This window comes from Thermoflavimicrobium dichotomicum (assembly GCF_900114055.1).
Classification (GTDB): Bacteria; Bacillota; Bacilli; order Thermoactinomycetales; family Thermoactinomycetaceae; genus Thermoflavimicrobium; species Thermoflavimicrobium dichotomicum.
Map to the genome: position 1 here is coordinate 135,816 of NZ_FORR01000007.1, position 22,060 is coordinate 157,875.

General features: G+C 42.4%; 15 protein-coding genes. 2 read left to right on the forward strand and 13 right to left on the reverse strand.

Annotated features, from left to right (window positions below; all coding sequences use genetic code 11):
* Nucleotides 1–91 precede the first annotated feature (91 nt).
* From BMZ78_RS09215 to BMZ78_RS09255, 9 genes are all read right to left on the reverse strand, one after another.
* Nucleotides 92–889: a transporter substrate-binding domain-containing protein gene (locus BMZ78_RS09215; protein WP_093229751.1), complete on the reverse strand. Its 798-nt coding sequence runs from the start codon at nt 887–889 to the stop codon at nt 92–94.
* A 274-nt stretch (nt 890–1,163) separates the two neighbouring features.
* Nucleotides 1,164–2,483, reverse strand: a complete 1,320-nt coding sequence (locus BMZ78_RS09220; protein WP_093229753.1) for an anti-phage deoxyguanosine triphosphatase — start codon at nt 2,481–2,483, stop codon at nt 1,164–1,166.
* A gap of 54 nt (nt 2,484–2,537) precedes the next feature.
* Nucleotides 2,538–4,331, reverse strand: a complete 1,794-nt coding sequence (locus BMZ78_RS09225) for an ABC transporter ATP-binding protein (RefSeq protein WP_245739803.1) — start codon at nt 4,329–4,331, stop codon at nt 2,538–2,540.
* Nucleotides 4,332–4,351: 20 nt separating this feature from the next.
* The gene (locus BMZ78_RS09230) at nt 4,352–6,103 is read right to left on the reverse strand and encodes an ABC transporter ATP-binding protein (protein WP_093229792.1); all 1,752 of its coding nucleotides are present in this window, start codon (nt 6,101–6,103) and stop codon (nt 4,352–4,354) included.
* An 843-nt stretch (nt 6,104–6,946) separates the two neighbouring features.
* On the reverse strand, nt 6,947–7,516 hold the full coding sequence (locus tag BMZ78_RS09235; RefSeq protein WP_093229756.1) for a hypothetical protein: 570 nt from the start codon (nt 7,514–7,516) through the stop codon (nt 6,947–6,949).
* A gap of 76 nt (nt 7,517–7,592) precedes the next feature.
* Complete coding sequence (locus tag BMZ78_RS09240) at nt 7,593–8,426, reverse strand: phosphoenolpyruvate hydrolase family protein (protein ID WP_093229758.1); 834 nt, start codon at nt 8,424–8,426, stop codon at nt 7,593–7,595.
* An 18-nt stretch (nt 8,427–8,444) separates the two neighbouring features.
* Nucleotides 8,445–9,662, reverse strand: a complete 1,218-nt coding sequence (locus tag BMZ78_RS09245; protein ID WP_093229759.1) for a Tm-1-like ATP-binding domain-containing protein — start codon at nt 9,660–9,662, stop codon at nt 8,445–8,447.
* Nucleotides 9,663–9,901: 239 nt separating this feature from the next.
* Nucleotides 9,902–11,128 (reverse strand): Tm-1-like ATP-binding domain-containing protein, encoded by a 1,227-nt coding sequence (locus BMZ78_RS09250; RefSeq protein ID WP_093229761.1) that lies wholly within the window; start codon nt 11,126–11,128, stop codon nt 9,902–9,904.
* Between the two features lie 341 nt (nt 11,129–11,469).
* Nucleotides 11,470–12,375: a LysR family transcriptional regulator gene (locus BMZ78_RS09255; RefSeq protein WP_093229762.1), complete on the reverse strand. Its 906-nt coding sequence runs from the start codon at nt 12,373–12,375 to the stop codon at nt 11,470–11,472.
* Nucleotides 12,376–12,662: 287 nt separating this feature from the next.
* Here BMZ78_RS09255 and BMZ78_RS09260 point away from each other — a divergent pair, with 287 nt between their 5' ends.
* Both BMZ78_RS09260 and typA read left to right on the forward strand, forming a co-directional pair.
* Nucleotides 12,663–13,919, forward strand: a complete 1,257-nt coding sequence (locus BMZ78_RS09260; RefSeq protein WP_093229764.1) for an amino acid permease — start codon at nt 12,663–12,665, stop codon at nt 13,917–13,919.
* A 237-nt stretch (nt 13,920–14,156) separates the two neighbouring features.
* Entirely contained in the window at nt 14,157–15,992 is a 1,836-nt protein-coding gene (gene typA, locus BMZ78_RS09265; RefSeq protein WP_093229765.1) for a translational GTPase TypA, read from the forward strand.
* 36 nt (nt 15,993–16,028) lie between these two features.
* Here typA and BMZ78_RS09270 read toward each other — a convergent pair whose 3' ends face one another.
* From BMZ78_RS09270 to BMZ78_RS09285, 4 genes are all read right to left on the reverse strand, one after another.
* Nucleotides 16,029–17,225: an ATP-grasp domain-containing protein gene (locus BMZ78_RS09270; RefSeq protein WP_093229767.1), complete on the reverse strand. Its 1,197-nt coding sequence runs from the start codon at nt 17,223–17,225 to the stop codon at nt 16,029–16,031.
* Between the two features lie 332 nt (nt 17,226–17,557).
* Nucleotides 17,558–18,193 carry a flavin reductase family protein gene (locus BMZ78_RS09275; protein ID WP_093229769.1) on the reverse strand — a complete coding sequence of 212 codons (636 nt, stop codon included), beginning with the start codon at nt 18,191–18,193 and terminating at the stop codon, nt 17,558–17,560.
* Nucleotides 18,194–18,212: 19 nt separating this feature from the next.
* Nucleotides 18,213–19,370 (reverse strand): homogentisate 1,2-dioxygenase, encoded by a 1,158-nt coding sequence (locus BMZ78_RS09280; protein ID WP_093229770.1) that lies wholly within the window; start codon nt 19,368–19,370, stop codon nt 18,213–18,215.
* A 62-nt stretch (nt 19,371–19,432) separates the two neighbouring features.
* A complete protein-coding gene (locus BMZ78_RS09285) occupies nt 19,433–21,787 on the reverse strand; it encodes a right-handed parallel beta-helix repeat-containing protein (RefSeq protein ID WP_175482382.1) in 2,355 nt (784 codons plus the stop codon).
* Between the last annotated feature and the right edge of the window lie 273 nt (nt 21,788–22,060).

Consider the following 22,060-nt stretch of genomic DNA (forward strand, 5'->3'; position numbering starts at 1 on the left):
ACGTTGGGGTTCCTTTTCCATTTCGTTTCTGCCTATTCATGCCCAACAGGAAAAGGAACCCCTCGTCGATCAATCAGTTCCGCCAGCATTCTTATTTGGATACGTCAATGCCAAACCATTTTTGCGAGATTTTCGCCAATGTACCATCTTTCTTCATGCTTTCCAATGCCTGATCAATGGCCTTTAACAGTTCAGGGTTATTTTTGGGAATCGGAAATGCTGACTCGGATCTTTCGATTTGTTCGCCAACGACTTTAACAGGCAACTTGGCCGTTTTCATCATTTCTGCAATCGCCAGCCGGTCATTCAAGCTGAAGTCGACCCGTTTCGCTGCCACATCTTTCATCGCACTCATCATATCTTCATACGCCACAATGGTAGCGCCTGCTTTTCTAGCCATATCTCCATAGTTACTGGTTGGTGTTTGACCGGCTTTTTTCCCTTTCACTTGCTTCAAGCTTTTAATTTCCTGGTTGTCTTTATGAACTACCATTTGCGCATAAGAAACCGTATAGGGTTGGGAGAAATCGAATTTTTCTTTCCGTTCCGGCTTGATTCCCACCTGGTTCGCAACCATATCGATTTTTTTGTTCTGTAAACTGGTTAACATCCCATCCCATGGGATCTCCACAAACTCTGCTTTCACACCGATCCTTTTCGCTATCTCTTGGGCCACTTCTACATCAAATCCGGTCAATTGATTGGTCTTTTCATCATGAAAACTAAAAGGCTTATAAGTCCCTTCTGTTCCAATACGAATCGAGCCCCGCTTTTTAATCTGTGAAAGTAAATCGCCCTTCTTTTCTTCCGTTGCCGGCTTTTGGATCGTACATCCAGTTAATAACAAGAGGAATGAGATACCAACAATCACCCAACGTTTCCAACTCATTTGCTTCACTCTCTTCATCTTTAATTCATAGTTAATTCATCGGTTTTTAACTGATTTCGTATTCCCATGTTATTAGAATTTCATGTTTCTGTCAATTATTTTTATTTCAAGGAAAAAAATAACAACCCTCTATCTCATTCGCATTCATTTAAAAATGGCTGTATGGGTAGCATTTCCCCCAACAGAAACCGCCATTCCATGAAACAAAAAAAGCTATAGCAAAGACCTATAGCCATAGACAGTACCCGTTCTGAGGTCGGTTTTCCTTTTCACCCTAATAATCAAAAAAGTTTCGGCTGTGCCCAAAAAGCCGTTCATACATTCGCAAGGCAAATGAATCGGTCATACCAGACAGATAGTCACAAATAATACGAGCCCGCTGTTCATCATGAATCTCTGGGGTCATTTTCAAACGGTCTTTTTCAGGAAGCAATCGTGTTTCATTCATAATCGCCTCAAACAATCGCTTCAGGATAAAACTTCCCCGCCAGTTGACGGTTTGGACTTTATGCGAATTGATCACATATTCTGCCACAATTTCTCTTAACTGGTTCAGCAATTTGCGTAACTCCGGAACCAATACGACCCGATATTTACAGCGGGGCGACTGTAGCGAACCTTCATTTTCCACCACAGTCAGTCCATAAATAAACGTCGAAATCAATGCAGAGATGATCTTCTTCAAACGATACTTATCCAAATCATGCTCCTGAAGGTGATCCAAATCATCTCTTGCTTTCGCCAACTTGGGATAAAGTGATACATCAGCAAAATCATTCAGCAATTCTTTCAGCTGGCTGATTCGAATAAACCCCAAATTGATCGCATCTTCCACATCATGCGTACCATAAGCAATATCATCAGCCAATTCAATGATCGAACACTCCAGAGTTTTGTTAATCGTTTGCGCATGCTTGCGCGGATGTAGCTTCACATCCGTTAAAAAGGCTTTTTCTCTATCCGTAAACGGAGCCAATACCCACTGGAATACTTCTTCATCACATGTATAAATGCTGGATTTGGGAGGGATCATCTCCAATTCATATTGGCGCGGGTTAATAGCCTGATCCAATAAAATCGGATATTTCATCACTGAAAGCAACAATCCTCGGGTTAAATCCAACCCTTGCTCATTCTCACCTTCCAAACGCGTTAAAATGCGAAACGTTTGTGCATTGGCTTCAAAACCGCCAAAATGTTGCATACACTCATGAAACGCTTGTTCGCCCCGATGGCCAAATGGCGGATGACCAATATCGTGAGCAAGTCCAGCTGCTTCCAGCAAGGAACCGTCCAAAGCAAAATCCTCTCGAAACAGCGGATGGTTGGTATTCAGATAGATGGCAATCCCGCGAGCAATTTGTGCTACTTCCATCGAGTGGGTCAAACGGGTTCGATGAACATCTCCTGCATTCTGACCCAGTACTTGCGTTTTTGCCTGCAAACGCCGAAAAGCCGCAGAGTGTATAATGCGGCCATAATCTTTTTCAAAGGCATCACGAGCATCAGGAGGACTGGATACAGTCGGAGAAAACCTGCGCTGCATATCACTGGCATCATATAGACGATTTTGTGTTACACGCTGGATAATCATCTCATCATCCTCCCCCGCTCTTCGTTATTATTGATAATATTATCTCCTGTTTTCTTAAAGTTTTCTACCAAAAATTGAATTTGGGCTATTTAAAATAAGACTTCTGGCTGTTGTTTGTTCGTTTGTTTCCAGTAAAACTGCACCTGATTGCAAGAGATACATCTTGTAATACAAGCCTTTTTTCGCCAACAGCTCTTGATGATTACCCCGCTCGACGATTTCTCCCCGGTGCAATACCAAAATGAGATCGGCATCTTGGATCGTTGACAATCGATGAGCGATCGCAATCGTTGTTCGTCCCTTTCTCATCTTTTCCAGCGCTGTTTGAATGGCTTCTTCTGTTTCTGTATCTACACTGGCCGTCGCTTCATCCAGGACCAAAATCTTCGGGTCAATGGCCATCGTCCGAGCAAAAGCCAGCAGTTGGCGTTGGCCACTGGAAAAGGTAGCCCCCCGTTCCCCTACCGGTTCATCATAACCCTGGGGAAGTTTTTCAATAAATGTATCTGCTTGCACAAATCGTGCTGCTTCTTTGATCTTCTTATCGGATATATCATGGTTGTGCAAACGAATATTGCTTCTTACATCTCCAACAAAAAGGAACGGATCCTGAAGCACAAGTCCCATCTTGGATCGCAGTTCTTCATCTGAATAACATTGCAGGGGAACACCGTCAATTTTAATGGTGCCCCGTTTGACTGGATAGAATCGCATCAACAGATTGATGATCGAACTTTTACCGCTGCCGGTATGTCCAACCAATGCGACAGTCTGGCCTGGCTCCGCCACAAAGGAAATGTTTTTCAACACATCATTTTTCCCATCATATGAAAAACTCACATTTTCAAATTCGATCCGTCCATGCCGGATGACCGGATTTCCATCTCCTTCTTTTTGTGGTGCATACTCCGTTTGATCCAATAATTCAAAAACCCGCTCAGCCGACACGACCGCTTGCTGCATCTGGGACAAGCGCATCATCATCTGGTTGACCGGCTCAAAAATACGATCCAACAAGTTCAGGATCCCATACAACACCCCTATTCTCACGGCTCCACCGGCAATCGACTGAATGCCAAAATAATTGAAAACCAATACAATGGTCGTCAGCGATATCAGATAGGTGGCCGGTCGCAACAATAAACCGAAAATCTTCAGATTTTTTACCACAGCTACATAGTGTTCCTGATTCAGTTTTCCAAATTCCGTTCGCAAACGGGATTCCTGACGTAATGCCTGAATGATGTTCATCCCTTGAATGGATTCGTTTAACTTGGCATTCATCTGGCTCAATTTTGAACGAACCACATGATATACCTTCGAACTCAAGCGTCGATAGGTTTGCATCAACATGTAAAAAACAGGCAACAAAATCAAACAGTAAGCAGCAAGCGTGACATCAAGTGCAAACATCGCTATAAAAACACCGATGATCAAAATGATATTTTGCAAAAAAGAGGAAAGGACACTAATGTACAATTCCTTAATCGCTTCCGTATCATTGGTAATCCGTGATACTAACGAACCTGTAGGAGTTCGGTCAAAGAATGACAAACCCAAATGCTGGACTTTGCTAAATACATCCATCCGCAATTGACGAATCACCCACTGGGCAATGACCTGAAAAGAAATTAACTGATAATAATGCAAACTGGGTGAAATGACCTGCAAAAGGAGAAAAATGCCTCCATAAAACCACAATGTTGCCGGATCCAGTTGACGCGGAATGAGTGCATTGTCAATAAATTTACTCACAATAACAGGAATCATGACATCGGTTCCGGTTGCAATCAGCAACGCCACAAAAGCAATCCAAAACTTTCCCTGATAAGGTTTCAAATAGCCCATCAACCTTCGAAATGCCAAAATCAAGCGCCCCCTTCCAAAACTAATGACTCCAGTTGCTGTCTTTCGTACATGTCCCGATACCATCCGTCATTTTCCATCAACTCCTGGTGGGTTCCATATTCAACAATCCGTCCTTCATCCATGACAATGATCTGGTCTGCCAGTTCTACGGCACTTAACCGATGGGCAGCAATCAGAGTCGTCTTGTTCGCACGGTTTTCACGCAATGCTTTTAAAATGGATGCTTCTGTTTTCGCATCAACTGCTGAGAGCGAGTCATCCAGGATCAAGATTTCAGGATCTAACAACAAGGCCCTGGCAATCGAAATCCTCTGCTTTTGCCCACCTGATAATGTAACCCCTTTTTCTCCAACAACCGTTTGATACCCATGTTCAAACTCCAAAATGTCTTCATGAATGCAAGCGATGCGCGCGACTTCTTCTACCTCTTCCTGTGTCGCATCAGGTCTTCCAAATGCGATATTTTCTTTGATCGTCATTGAGAAGAGGACATATTCCTGTGGAACATAGCCGATCGCTTCACGTAAGCGATGAAGTTTATAATCCGTAATCGAACATCCGCCAATGCGAATGACTCCATCTTGGATATCAAACTCCCGTAACAGCAACCGCAAAAAAGTCGTTTTCCCACTGCCCGTTTTCCCAACAATCCCCAATGTTTCCCCTTTTCGAATGCTGACTCCAATATCCTCCAATGCTGGAGTCGGGCTACCTGGATATGTAAATGACCGGATTTGATATTGAATATCTCCTGTTGGCAGCTTGTCAATTGCATTCACTTGATCCTGGATATCCGGTTTCATGCTCAGCAGTTTCTGTACCCGATCATAAGAAGCCCGGCCACGTTCAACAATATTAAACAACCATCCAAAAGCCAGCATCGGCCAAATCAGATGTCCGAGGTAGATGGTAAATTGGGTTAACTCCCCGATGGTCATCGTTCCATCAACGACCGCTACTGAGCCAAAAGCTACTGTTAAAAAGAAAGACACTCCTACACACAAAATAATCGTTGGGTCATATAAGGCATCAATCTTGGCGACAGCAATATTTTTCTCCACTACATCATCCAACAATTCTTTAAATACTTTCTTTTCAGCCTCTTCTTGACCAAATGCCTTAATCACGCGCATACCCGAAATATTTTCCTGCACTTTATCATTGGTATCTGAAAAAGCTTCTTGCGCCACATGAAAACGTTGATGCAACAAATTCCCATAGTAGTTGGTCAGCCAAGCCATGATCGGCATCGGAATCAAAGCGATCAGCGTCAGTTTCCAATCAATAAATACGGCCATGGTAAATATGACAACACTCCCGATACTGATCGAATCAGCCAGTGTAAGTACTCCCTCACCCGCTGTGGTGGCAATTGCCTGAATGTCATTGGTCGCATGCGCCATCAAATCTCCTGTACGATGCCGATGGAAAAACGATGGAGACATTTTCGTAAAATGCTCATACAGTTGATTCCTTAGCAATTGTCCCAAACGATGGGCTGCCCCAAACAATTGGATCCGCCAAAAATAACCCAATCCATAGGAAGCGGCTCCCACTCCGATACACAGCACAGACCAGAAAAGCAGGTCTTTGACTGTTAAACTGCCTGCTGCAATTTGATCCACCACATGGCGTATAGCATAGGGGGGTAACAATCCCAGTAGTGCCAATAGCAACAAGGCAGCAATTCCTGTTATATAACTTTTTTTCTCTTTTTTGAAAAACCACCATAAATCCCTAAAAATACTCAAAATAACCACTCCTCCATAAAAAAGGAAGCACATAGCAAATCCTATGGCTTCCTTCCTGCATAAGAAAATAAAAACTAACCATAGGGATGCCAAGCAACCTTAGGTTAGTCTTTTATAACAAGAGAAATATATATGACAGAAAAAATTTTATGATGAGTCTGTCATATGTAAAAACACCTAGAAGGTCGCCCTATGTCGATATGAAGTTGGCAGTTTTGAATCATTCCACCCATGACAGGAAATTGAGGCAAAAATCCATCTAATTTTACCAACTTTCTCATGACATAGCACTCCCTTCTGCGATCGATTTGGATATCTACATACTACACAATTTATACAAATTTGTAAAGAATAAATTTGAAAATTTACTTTTATATAATATTGCGATCAATTATTTTTATTCATATACAATCCATTATTAAAATAGTTTCCGGAATCATACAAAAAAACAGCCATTCCCTACACTCGAATAATGGCTTTTTCTTTCATTCGAATGATCTGTTCTCATTAAAAAATAAATCTGTGGCTTGTTTTATTACAGACCCCATTCTGCTTGAGGATATTTATCTCCCAGGGAGTTTTGCAAATCTGTAATTTCAAACGTTGCATAATTGTCGGTTCGAAGCTATTCCATTCTGGATACAACTAAAACCCGTGTGCGAATTTTGAAATATCAACTGTTTTTATTGTGGCAAAAACAAAAAAAGTCCGTAAACCTCCGATCTTGCAAAAATCCGGGAGGTTCACAGACTTCTTTATGATCTGCAATTTAGATGGATCCTTTTTGGTACTGATATTTCTGTCTAAGCATTCTCGACACAGGTAGTATCCATAAGAGGTTGTTTACAATCCCAAATAAAATAGTTGCTTCCGGTATGTCGGGTCAAAAACAGCTTTTCCTAACGATTCATTATGTTTATGGCGATGAGTTGACTTCTTACAGTTTGATAGCATTTGACTGATTGCATCGATCGTTTGGTCATACAAGCTTAAAATTTCATCCCCAACCTGTTCCAATGTGGCTAAGGAAAACGAAACACTGACAACTTTGGGATCTGTCTTAAACTCGTATTCCACTTTGTATTCTACTTCTGAATCAAGTGACTTCAGTTTTTCGACCATTATGGGTATTCTGGCCACAGGCTGATCTTTTCCACCATAAAAACCGAGCAATAGCCAATTTCCAAATTGATAATGAATTCCTTTTTTGTCTTTCCGATAGGTAATCGCTATACGTTCATCTTCTTCCGAGTACACCTGCAACTTATCAGACAAATCTTTCATACATTCAAAAGCCCACTCGGCTACTTCTACATGATGAAACACTTCATGAAATGGATGGCCTAATTTTTCCTGTTTATTCCAATCCTTCGTAGCAAGAGACGATTCCATCTTTTCCAACTTTTCTCTCATCCTCCTTATCGTTTTCTCACTCTACATTATAACAAGAGCTCTACCCAAATTTTGGGGTAGAGCTCTGATTTCTTTTTTACCTATTTTTCACAGATTTGAATTTCTCCACTTGCGAGCGAATGGCAACTTCTGTGGGCAAGCGCTCCATACTGGAAGCTCCAAAGAAGCCATCGATTCCCTGGGTCATCTCCAGCACTTGCTGAACATCTTCAGGTTCTGCAATCGGTCCACCATGACAGAGTACGAGTACTTCCGGGTTTACTTCTTTCGCCGCATCATGAATCGCCTGTACTCTTTCAGCCGCTTTTTCGATCGTTAAAGCAGTCGTTGCACCAATGGAACCTTTTGTAGTCAATCCAACATGGGCCACGATGACATCTGCACCCACTTCCGCCATCGCTCTGGCTTCTTTTTCATTAAATACATAAGGACATGTAAGCATGTCCAACTCATGAGCCTGACGAACCATTTCCACTTCCAAATCAAATCCCATTCCTGTTTCTTCAAGATTCTGGCGGAACACTCCATCGATCAGACCAACGGTTGGGAAGTTTTGCACTCCATCAAAACCCATTTCTTTTAACTGTTTGAGGAACACAGGCATGAGACGGAAAGGATCGGTTCCACAAACCCCTGCGAGTACAGGGGTATCTTTCACTACAGGTAAAACCTCTGCTGCCATCTCCACCACAATGCCGTTCGCATCCCCATAAGGCATTAATCCGGCCAATGAGCCACGCCCTGCCATCCGATACCGTCCTGAATTGTAGATAATAATGAGATCAGCGCCTCCCTCTTCAGCGAACTTCGCTGAAATTCCAGTTCCGGCACCACATCCAATAATCGGTAATCCCTGGCTTACTGTTTCTTTTAACCGACGTAGTGATTCACTGCGAGAAATGAATGGCATACCAAAGATCCCCTTTCTTTATTTTTGATATTCTTTTACAAAAGTGAGCAGTTTTTGTGTTACCGCTTGCGCAAAAACTTCATCGTTAATATTGCAATCCAGTTCAACCACTTCGATATCTTTGCGTACGTTTTCCTTAATCGCCTTGAACAAGGCCTGATTGGCTTCTGGCCACCAAAACTCTTCTCCAGGTGCATCCAGTTCTGACAATCCTTTTAGCGGTAAAAAGAAAGCTACAGGTCCTAGAGAGCGATTTGCTTTTTCAGCCAGCATGCGTCCTAAAACCTCATTTTCCTCTGGGGTTGTCCGCATTAAAGTCACATTCGGGTTCCAGGCATATAGCAAGCGATCTTTATACTTTTCTGGAACGGTGTCCATCCCCCAAAAATTCACCATATCCAGACAGCCAGGAGCAATGACTTGAGGAATCCCCAGTTTTCCAGCAGCTTCCAGGCGGGAAGGGCCAGCTGACATCACGCCTCCTGCCAATTCATCTGCCAGTTCTGTGGTTGTCACTTCAAGCACTCCTGATATGTATCCTTTAGCAATGAGCGACTCCATCATTTGGCCGCCCGTCCCTGTAGCATGGAAAACAAGAACTTCATAATGATCCCGTTCGATGATTTCTTTGCATCGATTTACCAGTTTGGTCGTGTTTCCAAACATGGATGCGGCTATGAGTGGCTTGCTTTCTACTTGAGGAACCGCCGTTTCTGCCATACCCACAATGGCTCCAACGGCATTGGCATAAATTTGGGCACTAATTTGATTCACGCCGGATACGTCCAGAATGGAAGGAAACATGACGATATCACTTGTTCCCACATAAGGCTGTGTATCTCCAGAAGCGACAGTACTTACCATGACTTTCGGAACGCCGATCGGTAATGCTCTTAGTCCGGCCGTTCCGATGACAGTCCCGTTGGAACCCCCCATCGAAAAAGCAGCCTGGATTCTCCCTTGTTCATACAACTCTTTTACCACAGAAGTAATCCCTTTGGTCATAACAGCCATTGCTAAAGATTTATCTTTTGTTTTCCTAAGTTCATCCAGGGAAGAGCCACCAGCCCGTGCAACTTGATCCGCACTCACATCTGGCTGGATCAATGGATCCCCCAGTACTCCTACATCAATCAACAGGGTTTGATGTCCTCTTTTCTCAAACTCTGTTTTGACAAAAATAAAATCGTTCCCCTTCGTATCCAACGCCCCTATAACTGCGATCGTTTTCGGCATGCTCTCACCTTTTTTCTTGTTCAATCTGAGAAGTGCCAAAAATATTCCATACTTAAATAAAAATAAATCGACAGGTATATGATAACATTCAATTTTTTTATTCGATAGATTTTCCTCAAAATATTCCCTGTTCCTTGTCTATTTTATCTCGAGTGCGAAAAGAAACGTTTTATCCATTCTATTAAAAATACACGATAGAGCCAGTTTCTTTGTAAACAATCATCTTGGTTCACGAAAGTTCACTGGCTATTTTCATTTATAAATTCTAGCAATTTGTTGGTAATCGCTTGCGCAAACTCCTCGTCATTAATGTTACAATCCAGTTCAACCACTTCGATATCCTTGCGAAGATGATATTTAATTGCATCAAACAAGGCTTGATTGGCTTCCGGCCACCAAAATAAATTCCCGGGCGAATCCAGTTCAGATATTCCCTTCAATGGAAGAAAAACAGCAACTGGGCCCGTTGCCTGATTCAGTTTCTCAGCCAGAGTCCGCCCCAGTATCTCATTTTCCTCTGGGGTTGTCCGCATTAAAGTCACATTCGGGTTCCAGGCATAAAGCAAACGATCTTTGTATTTTTCAGGTACGGTATTCATTCCCCAGAAATTCACCATATCCAGACAGCCTGGGGCTACCACTTGGGGAACTCCCCATTTTGCTGCGGCATCCAAACGTGAGGGGCCTGCAGAAAGTACACCACCAGCCAATTCATCGGCGAGCTCTGTTGTAGTTACGTCAAGCACACCAACAATATCTCCTCTTTCGATCAAAGCTTCCATCGTCTGTCCACCTGTACCTGTGGCATGGAAGACAAGGACTTCATAATTATTCTGTTCAATGACTTCCTTACAGCGGTTGATCAATCTCGTTGTATTGCCAAACATCGATGCTGCAATCACTGGCTTGTTTTGCGGCTGAGTCACTTCCGCCTCTAACATTCCCACCAATGCTCCTACAGCTTTGGCGTATATTTGCGCACTGATCCGATTGACGCCTGATACGTCCAGAATGGAAGGGATCATCACCACATCGCTAATTCCTACATATGGTTGTGTATCTCCAGAAGCAACCGTACTTACCATGACTTTGGGAATGCCTAAAGGAAGAGCCCGTAACCCAGAGGTACCAATCATCGTACCATTTGATCCTCCCATGGAAATACCGGCATCAATTAGCCCCATCTGATACAAATCTCGCATCACAATGGAAATGCCCCGGGTCATCACTTCCATGGCAAAGGATTTATCCCTTTTTTGCCTTAATTCCAATAAAGTGGAACCGCCTGCAAGAGCCACTTTGTCCGATGAGATATCCGGTTGGATCAGGGGTTCACCCAAGACACCTACATCGATTAACAAGGGCTGATGTCCCGACTTTTCAATTTCCTTTTTTATATATAAAAAATCATTCCCTTTCGTATCCAATGCGCCAATAACTGCAATCGTCCTTCTTGATTTTGGCATCACTCTCACCTTTTCTTCCTTTTTTTAGAAAGATTGAATAAATCATGACTCATAGGGTTCACTTCCTTCCCTCTATCCGTATATCCCCCTTATCCACTACTAAACCAATCAAAATTCCATACTTATAGATAGAGTATTATACTTTATACACCAAAAAAATCATATATACATGGTAAATCTTCCTATTACTACTCTTATATGTATGAATCCCCCCTTCATTTGGATCTAATATTATAATATTCATGGACTAATATGATTTACAATTGTTTTTATATATTGTATGTATAAAAACATTTTTAATAAAAATTATCTAAAAAGCAAGTCATATCCATATGAGACAACTATCCTTGATTTTCACGCCACTCTTTGGCATATTCCCTGACCAAATGGATCCACTCTCTCAAAGCGGGTGTTAGCCACTTTTTCTTATGATAGGCCAATTGGGTTACGACAGATGGATTTGGATCTTCCCAATTTAAAATCGCAAGCCGCCCTTCTTCCACTTCCTTTCGACAGGTAATCAAGGGAAGATATCCAATACCTAATCCTGCATAAATACAGCTCTTGATCGCTTCAATACTCCAAAATTCCAGATCAGGATCGGTTTCGATCGCATGTTTGCGTAAATATTGCTCAAAAATAGCTCGATAACTGCAGCCTGCTTCTGTATGTAAAAAAGTTTCTCCTCTTAAATCCTCTGCTTCTACATGGTCCAATGAGGCAAGCGGATGGTCAGCAGAAACAATCAAAGCCATTTTTTCAACGACGAGTGGTTCAATCTTCAAGTCTTCATCCTTCATTTCAGGTTCTAGCAAGAAGGCCACATCCAGTTCACCCCGCCGCAGCATGTTTCTCATTTCCCAACATACGCCTGGCTTTAAAATGATCTTTACTTGTGGAAACAATCGCTTATATTTTTGAATGACTTCTGGCAACCGAAATGATGCCAGTGATTCTGGTGCACCAATCACTAACATCCCACTGGGTTCCTGCCCACCTTGCACTGCTTTTTTGGCTTCATCATGGGTCTGTAACAAGGCAATGGCATAGGGTAATAATCGTTTTCCTGCCTCGGTCAACACAATCTTTTTCCCTAACCGATCAAACAAAGGCGCTCCCAATTCTTCTTCCAATGCTTGAATTTGTGCGGTTACACTCGACTGAGCATAACCCAATTTTTCAGCAGCTCTTGTAAAACCACCAAGTTCTGCTACGACCTTAAAGGTGTGAAGCTGTCGCAATTCCATGGTACACTCCCCTTTCATCGAAAAAAATGATAGAAATAAACTTATTTATCTATTTTACTGATTTGTTATCGTCATGTAAGCTAAACATAGAGTTTGTTATTTGTCTGTCATGAACAACGTCCATTATAAAAGAGGTGAGCTAACTTCCTGCGAACTTTAGGCATCTTTATATCAGATAATACAAAAATATTCAACTTATAGATAAATTCCCTGTAATATGCAGGTTTGTCAACGGGCTCATATCCATATTGCTTCCTGTTACTCTAAATGAAAAAGGAGAGACTTTTATGGAACAAACATTGAAACAAACCATTCGTCTTCCGCAAGCCATTGCCCTTTATATTGGCGCTGTACTTGGATCAGGAATTTTACTTACCCCTGGTTTGGCTGCACAGATCTCAGGTCCTGCTTCTCTGATTGCCTGGGGTGTAATGGTTCTCCTGGTATTACCCATGGCTCTCGTAATGGGATGGTTATCTTCATCCTATCCCCATGCGGGTGGAGTCGCTTATTTTGTTTCAAAAGCATTTGGAAAAACAGCCAGTATGCATATAGGTTGGTACTTTCTCATGTCCGTTGTCATGGGTGCTCCGATCGCCTCGCTTACTGGCGCAGGCTATCTGGCTGCTGCCTTGGGTTTGAACCGAACCGCAACCGTCTGGATAGCTGTATCCATTCTGTTAATCGCATTAACCATTAATTATCGGGGTATGAAACTGAGTGGGCAAATCCAGGTCATGATCGTGATCGGAATTATTACCGTGCTGATCTTATCCATTTCCTACTCTTTCCCTTTTGTAAAAAAAGAAAATTTCACTCCCTGGATGCCACATGGTTGGATGAGTATTGGTCAAACAATCTCTATCTTATTTTGGTGCTTTATCGGTTGGGAGGCTGTCTCTCATCTCTCTGAGGAATTTGTCGATCCCAAACGAGATACCGTAAAAGCCGTCAGTATTGCAGCATTGATTGTCGGCTTATTATATTTTTTGACTGCTTTCACTACCGTTGGTACCCGAAGCTACCTGGGATCCCAAGCTGATACAGCATTAATCTGGATCATGAAACAAAACTTTGGCCCGAGCGGGAGTGTAGTGATTGGAGGAACCTCCTTTTTAATATGTACCGCCACGGTCATTACCTATGTGGGCGCTGCTTCCCGACTTGCTTTTGCCTTGGCCCGTGAAGGACATGCTCCTCGGCCAATGGCACGCCTATCGCGCAAACATCAGACACCTGTTGGAGGTTTATGTTTTTTGGCTGGCTGTTTTACACTCATTCTTTTCCTTTATGCTTTTGGAAATATTTCTTTATCGACACTCATTTTATTTCCTAACGCGACATTTATCCTGACCTATTTGGCTGGATGCGCCGCTGGCATTCGTTTGCTTCAACATTTCAAGTGGGGACGACAAATGAGCTGGCTCTCTTTGATCCTAACGGCACTCGCTCTTCCTTTTGCAGGATGGGGAATCATCTATCCGGTTTTCATTTCGCTGATCATTTGGATGGGCCAGATATTATCCCAAAACAATACGAATTAACACAGAGAGTTCGAGATTGTTGACAAACCTGGTTTTCCTTTTCCAGTTGAACAACTTCCTGCCCGTTTGGATTGAGCGGGAGTGAAACGGAAAAGGAAAACCGGCATATAACGGAAACTTTGTCAGCAAGCGGTTCCTTTCTCTAGCATGACAAAGATTTGTATGGTACGATTGCGAATGTGAATAAACAACAAGAATGAGAAAGGGAGGGAGAGGGCCTGAGGCCCTGTCCAATCTATGCTAAAACCGGAAAACATTCGCAACATCGCTATTATCGCTCACGTAGACCATGGAAAAACCACCCTTGTCGACGCCATGCTCAAACAAAGTCGGATTTTTCGCGAAAACCAGCAAGTCAGTGAACGGATCCTGGATTCAAATGATCTGGAAAGAGAACGGGGAATTACCATTCTGTCCAAAAACACAGCGATCCAATATAAAGGGATGAAAATCAATATAGTGGATACCCCTGGTCATGCCGACTTTGGGGGTGAAGTGGAACGGGTCATGAATATGGTGGATGGAGTTCTCCTATTGGTTGATGCTGTCGAAGGACCCATGCCACAAACGAAGTTCGTTTTACGCCAAGCCATTGAAAGAGGACACAAAATCATTGTTGTAGTCAATAAAATAGACCGTCCCAATGCCCAACCCGAACATGTGGTCAATACGACTTTTGATCTTTTTGTAGATTTGGGGGCAACTGATGAGCAGTGCGAATTTCCTGTTATTTATGCCAGCGGATTAACTGGCTCTTCCGGCCATTCTCCAGACCAGCTTACCCCTTCACTGGAACCGCTTTTTGAGGAAATCATCCACTACATTCCTCATCCCCAAGTCGATGTGGCAGGTCCAACACAAATGCAGGCAACGCTACTGGGATATGATGATTACAAGGGACAAATCGTGATTGGACGCTTACAACGGGGAAAAATCCGGCGCAATCAAACTCTGTTACTTCTTTCATCGGATGGAAACAGTCGTCCGGTAAAAATCGGACAGGTTTTTACCCATCAAGGATTAAACCGCCAGGAAATTGACGAAGCGACCGCTGGAGATATTATCGCTGTGACCGGGATCAGCAATGTTCGCATTGGAGATACAATTACAGATCCCGAACATCCCGAAGCGCTTCCACCCATCAAAGTGGAAGAACCCACTTTGCGCATGACCATCGGCGTGAATACCAGTCCTTTTGCCGGACAAGACGGGACTTATCTTACCTCACGAAAAATCCGTGAACGACTCTATCGTGAAGCTGAGCGCGATGTAGCTCTACGGGTAGAAGATACGGATTCAGCCGATAATTTCCTGGTTTCCGGTCGTGGTGAGCTCCATCTGAGCATTTTGATTGAAAATATGCGCCGAGAAGGATATGAATTTCAAGTAAGTAAGCCTGAAGTTATTTTCAAAGAAATCGATGGACAAAAATCCGAACCTGTTGAAACTGTCGAAATCGAAGTAAGCAACGACTATCAAGGGGTTGTCGTCGAACTGTTAGGCAAACGGAAGGGTCAATTGCAAGACATGCAGATTCAGGAAAACGGAACGGTTCGTTTCATATATTTGGTTCCTTCCCGCGGCTTGCTCGGTTTTCGCCAACAACTTCTGACTGCTACACGTGGCGAAGCAATTATGAACACCCTGTTCGCCGGATATGAACCGTATTTTGGCGAAATCGAAACCCATGACCATGGTTCTCTGATCGCCTGGGAATCTGGAACAGCCACTACATATGCTTTACATTCCGCTCAAGAACGCGGGCAATTATTTATCACATCAGGCACAGAAGTTTACGAAGGAATGGTCGTTGGCCAGCATATACGTGAAAACGACCTGGAAGTAAACGTATGCAAGAAAAAACATCTGACCAGTATTCGTCGCGCCACAGCCGAAGAAGCACTTCGCCTGGATACACCTCGACAATTAACTTTGGATGATGCCATTGAATTGCTCAAAGAAGACGAACTATTAGAAGTAACACCGAAAACGTTCCGACTCCGAAAAAAATATTTATCCAAAAATGAGCGTGCGCGCCAAGCCAAGCAAAAGAAATACCAAAAAACAGAATAAAGCGGTCCGAGTATTCGGACCGCTTTTCTCAGATATTTATTTATAGACCGTTTGGCTTTCAAACCAGCGTGCCACCTCATTGATGCGCTGAACAACTTCGTGCTCAGACTTGCCATCCACCACAAAAAGAGCAACACAATCGACACTCCGCTTTGCACCGCTAAACGTTTCACCCACTTGTGCATGATACTCCTGTTTGATCACCCAATCAAAAGGAGCGGATGTATTCATTTGCACCAAGGTACCTTTCTTGGGAGGAATCAGCACAAACCCAGACGTTCTTTTTTTAGACAGTTGACGAAAATCCTGGAGATCAGGTAATCGTCCACAAAGGGATCGGGCCCATATTTTGGAAATATTGATACCAAATGCATGTTGGATGGAATCGTTGACTTTTACACCGCCTGTCCGACTTGCTACTTCACAAAAATAAAGCTGGTCATCAGCGGTATGAAACAGTTCAGCATGAAACGTGGTATGTTCTGGTGTTGGAAACTGCCTGATTAATTCACGAACAGCTTCTTGTAACCGTGCTGTCATCGGATTGTCAGGGTCCAACAAATAACTCCCCAAATATTTGCTGTCCTGGTATGCCAAACATCCATTGATATATTTGGAAGGCCAAACAAAAACAATCTCACCATTTAATACCAAACCATCAATATGATACATATCTCCATCGATAAACTCTTCAGCCAATAATGGAAAATAGAGGCTCTCATTTAAAAAGCGTTCCAAATCATCATGATTATCAATTTTGACTGTATTTCTTGAACCTGCTCCAGCAATCGGTTTAACTACAATCGGATAACCTGCTTCATCCAGAAAATCCAATACGTCAAATGCATGATTTATCACTTTATATTTCGGAATGAACACGCCACTTTTTCGTGCGTATTTTTTCATTATTTCCTTATTTCTAAAAACAACAGCACTTTCATATCGTTGCCCTTTTAACCCTAATCGTTCCCTTAATTGCCCTGCACGCAATACATCCCATTCATTTAGAGCAATGACTTGTTCATATTGGTATTTTTCATATAGTTCAATCGCCCTTAACTCAACCAGACTGTTTGTTTCATAGTGAGGAAATGATTCTTTGTACAGATAATGATCAAAATCTTTCTCGTATTGGTCAGAGGTTAGTATAATCAACTCATCCGAAATATCAGAGAGCCACTCCTCATAAGGGTTATTTTCATGAGGAGAGTTGTTAAGAATCAGAATTTTCATCCATTGACCTCCAATATGATGCAGTAGCGTTCAATAAAATTATATTTCAACAAGTATTAAATATCAATCTCTTTTAAAATATTATACAATATCATTACAATACTTTTCATATGTTTCACCATTAAGAATTTCCTTCTTGATAAATTTATAGTTTTTACACTGTTTCTATTAACAAAAATTGGAACGAAACCAGAAGGCCATTCTGTTATAAAATGATCAGTAGCAAACATCATCTTGGCTTCAGTTCACCTTTTATGTTCACCTCATAAACTCCTCTCACACCAAAAACCTGGCCTCCACTTCGAGGGGCCAGGTTTTCACTGCTTTTTATTTCATCTTTCTTTCTCTTGCCATTCATTCCAGGTTAAACGGGGCATCGAAAATGTTTCTCCTACTGTCCCATACATGGTGCCAGCCAATCTCCCAACAGGATCCAGCTTTAAAGTATCAATTTTTCCATCATGATACAACTCATCGGCAATGTGGAATTGGACTACTTCTCCTATGATCAGATCCGCATTGGGAAACTGGTTTCCTCCCATCGGAATCATTTGGTGCAAAACACACTCCATCTGCACTTTGGATTGTGCAATGCGTGGTGTTTTGATCTCTACACTTGGCAACAGCTCAAAACCTACTTCATCCACTTCGCTGATTTCAGGAGGAAAATCGGTAGCTGTATCATTGACCAACTTGACATTTTCACTATCAACGACATGCACAACAAACTCTTTTTGCTGAGAAATATTGCGTGCTGTATCTTTCATTTGTCCATCCGGCTTTCGCATGCAGGTCACACTGATCAGGGGAGGTTCAGTCGAAACGACAGTGAAAAAGCTAAATGGCGCTGCATTTACTTTTCCGGCTTCATTTAACGAGGAAACAAACGCAATCGGGCGTGGCAGAACACTACCAATAAGCAATTTATAATTTGCTTGTCTGGGTTGCTTCCTGGGATCAATCTGCATCCAACTCATCCTCTCATACTCATTCCGGCAGCCAGCTATACATATAATTCGGATCTTCCAATGCCAAAGCCTGCTTCGTTACTTTAAGAGGTCGGAAAGTATCGATCATCACGGCCAACTCTTCAGTCCGATCCTTGCCAATGCTGGCTTCAACTTTTCCAGGATGTGGACCATGAGGCAAGCCACTGGGATGCAAGGTCAGCGATCCTTCATTAATCCCTTTCCTGCTCATAAAGTTGCCTTTGACATAATATAACACTTCATCGCTATTGACATTGCTATGATAGTAAGGAGCTGGAATGGCTTCCGGGTGATAATCATACATACGTGGTACAAAGGAGCAGACAACAAAATTGGGCCCGGCAAAGGTTTGGTGAACAGGAGGCGGTTGGTGAATGGAACCCGTAATGGGTTCAAAATCGTCAATATTAAAGGCCCATGGATACAAATATCCATCCCATCCCACGACATCAAATGGGTGGAAGTCATAAACATAGGCATGTAGTTGATTTCTCACTTTGACCCGCACTTCAAACTTTCCCGTCTCCTGGTAAGTCTGGAGCTTCTCAGGAACCCGAATATCCCGTTCACAAAATGGGCTGTGTTCCATCAACTGCCCATGCTCATTCCGGTATCTTTTTGGGGTTGTAATCTCGCCAAATGATTCGATCACCAAAAAACGCTGCTCTTTCGTTTTCATTTCCAGGCGATACGTAGTCCCAACAGGAATGACTAAATAATCTCCAGGTCGATATGGCAATTCACCGAAGACCGTTTCAAGAACACCTTCCCCTTCATGGACAAAAATAATCTCGTCTCCATCGCCATTGCGAAAGAAATAGTTCATCGGTTCGGTCGGTTTTACTGTAGCAATCACAACATCTTCATTGGCCAGCAAATGCAGTCGTCCATCAATCGGATCGCCGCCCTCTTCGGCCTCAAACGTCAAAAAGTGGCGATGACGATTGGCCCCTTCTTCTTCAGCAGGAATACTCCAATCCCGGATTTTTTTCGCCTCACTGATTTGAGTAGGAGGATGAATGTGATACAGGATCGATTGAATCCCCGAAAAACCCTTGGTCCCCATTACCTGCTCTCTGTACAAACTTCCATCCGGCTGTCTGAATTGGATATGCCGTTTCGGTGGAATTTGACCGAGACGATAATAGAATGGCATACTCTCTCCTCCTGTCGTTTCGATAAAAAAGTATCCATTTCTATTTTATCAGAATTTGTGTTTTATTCCCCCGATTCATCCTTCTTGATATAATATTTTTCCAATTCCTGCATCCATTCCTTATCGCCTGGCTGAATATCCTTTTCGCCTTTCCAGGTCAAGTCTTCGGGCATAATGGTGGTGAGAGCTTCTTTGGTTCTTTGGGATTTGGGTAACTTGGCACATCGGCGACTCTGTACCACTTGGACCATTTTAAAATATTCTCTGACCCGCTCGACACAGCTTTTCTGATCATCCTGACTCCATAATTGATGCATCTCTTTTAACAGGAGAGACATGCAGGTTTCGTGTACTTGATAGTCTTCTTCTTTGGCTATTTGCAAAAAGATCGATACCATATCTTCCGGTGAATATTCTTCAAAGAAATATTCATGGGTAAAGAACTTTTTAAGGTCAGGCCATGTTTCAAGCCATGCACGTACTTGCTCTTCCGGACCAGAAATGATGACGGCTGTTTCAGGAACCAAATGATTAAAAATCTGTTGTAATCCCGGCAGCAATGTCTGGGATGTCAACTCCTGGGTAAAGAGGTGAATTTGATCCAGATACAGGACTCCACCCAATGCTTCTTCGATCCGTTGTTGCAGTACTTGCTGCATGATGAATGGATCGGGATTGGCTAATTGATCAGGCGTCACTGTGACCAGATGGCCTTCTGAAACCAATCCGATTTCTTTGAGCATTTGTGCATATAAATCCGCCATTTTCTCCTTTCCTGTATCGGATGGCCCTAAAAACAGTCCATGAATCGTTAGTTCTTCCATGGTTTTGATTCCCAGGCGTTTACGATCCTGTAGATAATCCAGGTAGTGAATCACTTCTTTCATTTTCGCTTTTACTTTCCACTGTCCGATTTGTTTTTCCACTTGCTCAAACAACTCATTGACACGTGGATTTGAAATCAGCAGCGGATCACTATATTCGGAATCACTCATCTGGTAACTTCCATTTTCTTTATTCATTTCCTTGCACAGATAAATGGCCGGATCACTATCCTGTACTTCCCATACTTCTGCTTCAATATCCCAAAATACGCACCGCTCAAACTTGCCACGACCATGTTCGTGAACCTGAACGCCTTTTTCACTATCGAATACCTGGCATTGGATAAAAGATGGGTCAGCTGCTTTGGATACATGAATGGCAGCCGCTTGCGAAAACTGGGAGATTTGGGTATCCTGAACAATTCCTTTCGTTTTTTGCGAATAATAGATGCCGTGTTTGTTTCCTTTATACACTTTGCAATTCAAGACATCCAGCTGTCCGCCATTGGTAACAGATATAATGTTGGAGTTAAAACTGAACAGTTCACAGTCTCGTAATGCTCCTTTTCCATTAGAGGTGGAGACAACCCCTTCCACATTCCCATCATGAATTTTCGTGTGAAGAATCATGGGGTTAGCCCCTTCAAAAATCCGAATGGCAGGCTGATAAATAAAACCAAACAAATCACATTTATCGATAAGTCCACCACTATCCTCTTCAAAGATGATCCCTCCGCCTTTGCAGTTGCGAATGCTACTCTCTTGAAAAAACGGAGAAGAACCATCAGAGATGCGAATAGCAGGCGCATCTTTTTCAAAGCTGAAAATGGAACACTTCTTGAAAACACCTTTTCCTTTTCGAATGACAATGCCACAATGCTTGCCATCATGAATTTTGCAGCGATAAAAAGAAGGGCTGGCCTGTTTGATATAAATGGCCGCTTCATGGTCAAATCCATAAATATTACATTCTTCAAAGCGCCCTTTTCCTTTTCCTTCCACATAAATACCGCAACTTTTGCTTTCTGTCCCCACAATCTTGCATTTTTTAAATTGGGGATTGCCATCCAAAATGTGAATGACCGGATTCTCCTTGGATTGAGAAGCAAAGTGGCAACGCTCAAAAATAATGTTGCCTGTTCCTTTGTTTAATACAGCAGAATTTTTTGTGCTTATAATTTCACAGTAACGAATAATGGGTTCGGCTGTTTCTCCATCAATCGATATAGCGGGTCCTTTATCTGAAATGACTTTACAGGATTCAAGCAAAAGGGTGCCATTTTCTATGTATACTGTATCCATTCCTTTATCAAATCCTAATTCTTTTGGTTGCTTAATGGTCACATTTCGGATCACAGCATACCCATTTTTCATGGTGATCGAACTGCTTTTTATTCCTTGAATGACAATCTGTTCCCGATCACCCACACCCACGAGCTCAATATATTTATCAATCACCAGATCTTCTCGATACACTCCTGGTTCAATCTCAATCGTACTGCCAACAGGTGCTTCATCAATCGCTTTTTGTATGCTTCTATTCTTAGAAAAAAGCTTTCTTGAAACCTTAAATGAAGTTTTATCGCTACTCAATTCCATCACCCTAAACTTTTCTGGTTGTATTGTTCAACCTTTGTAGGAGTGTTAACTCTTAACTTGCCTGTTCTAATATATTATATAACATACTTTCACATTCGGCTTTGTTATAAAAATACTAATATTCGTTTTTATTCTTCTATTCTTTTCTAAAGTAATCATAAATCTGATTTTTGTAGAGTAGAGAACTGAAATTTTGCAGCGACCCCTTTGGGTCGCCTACTCATTTCAGCTCCCCCTCATCAAACCGGACATGAGGTTCTCCCTCAT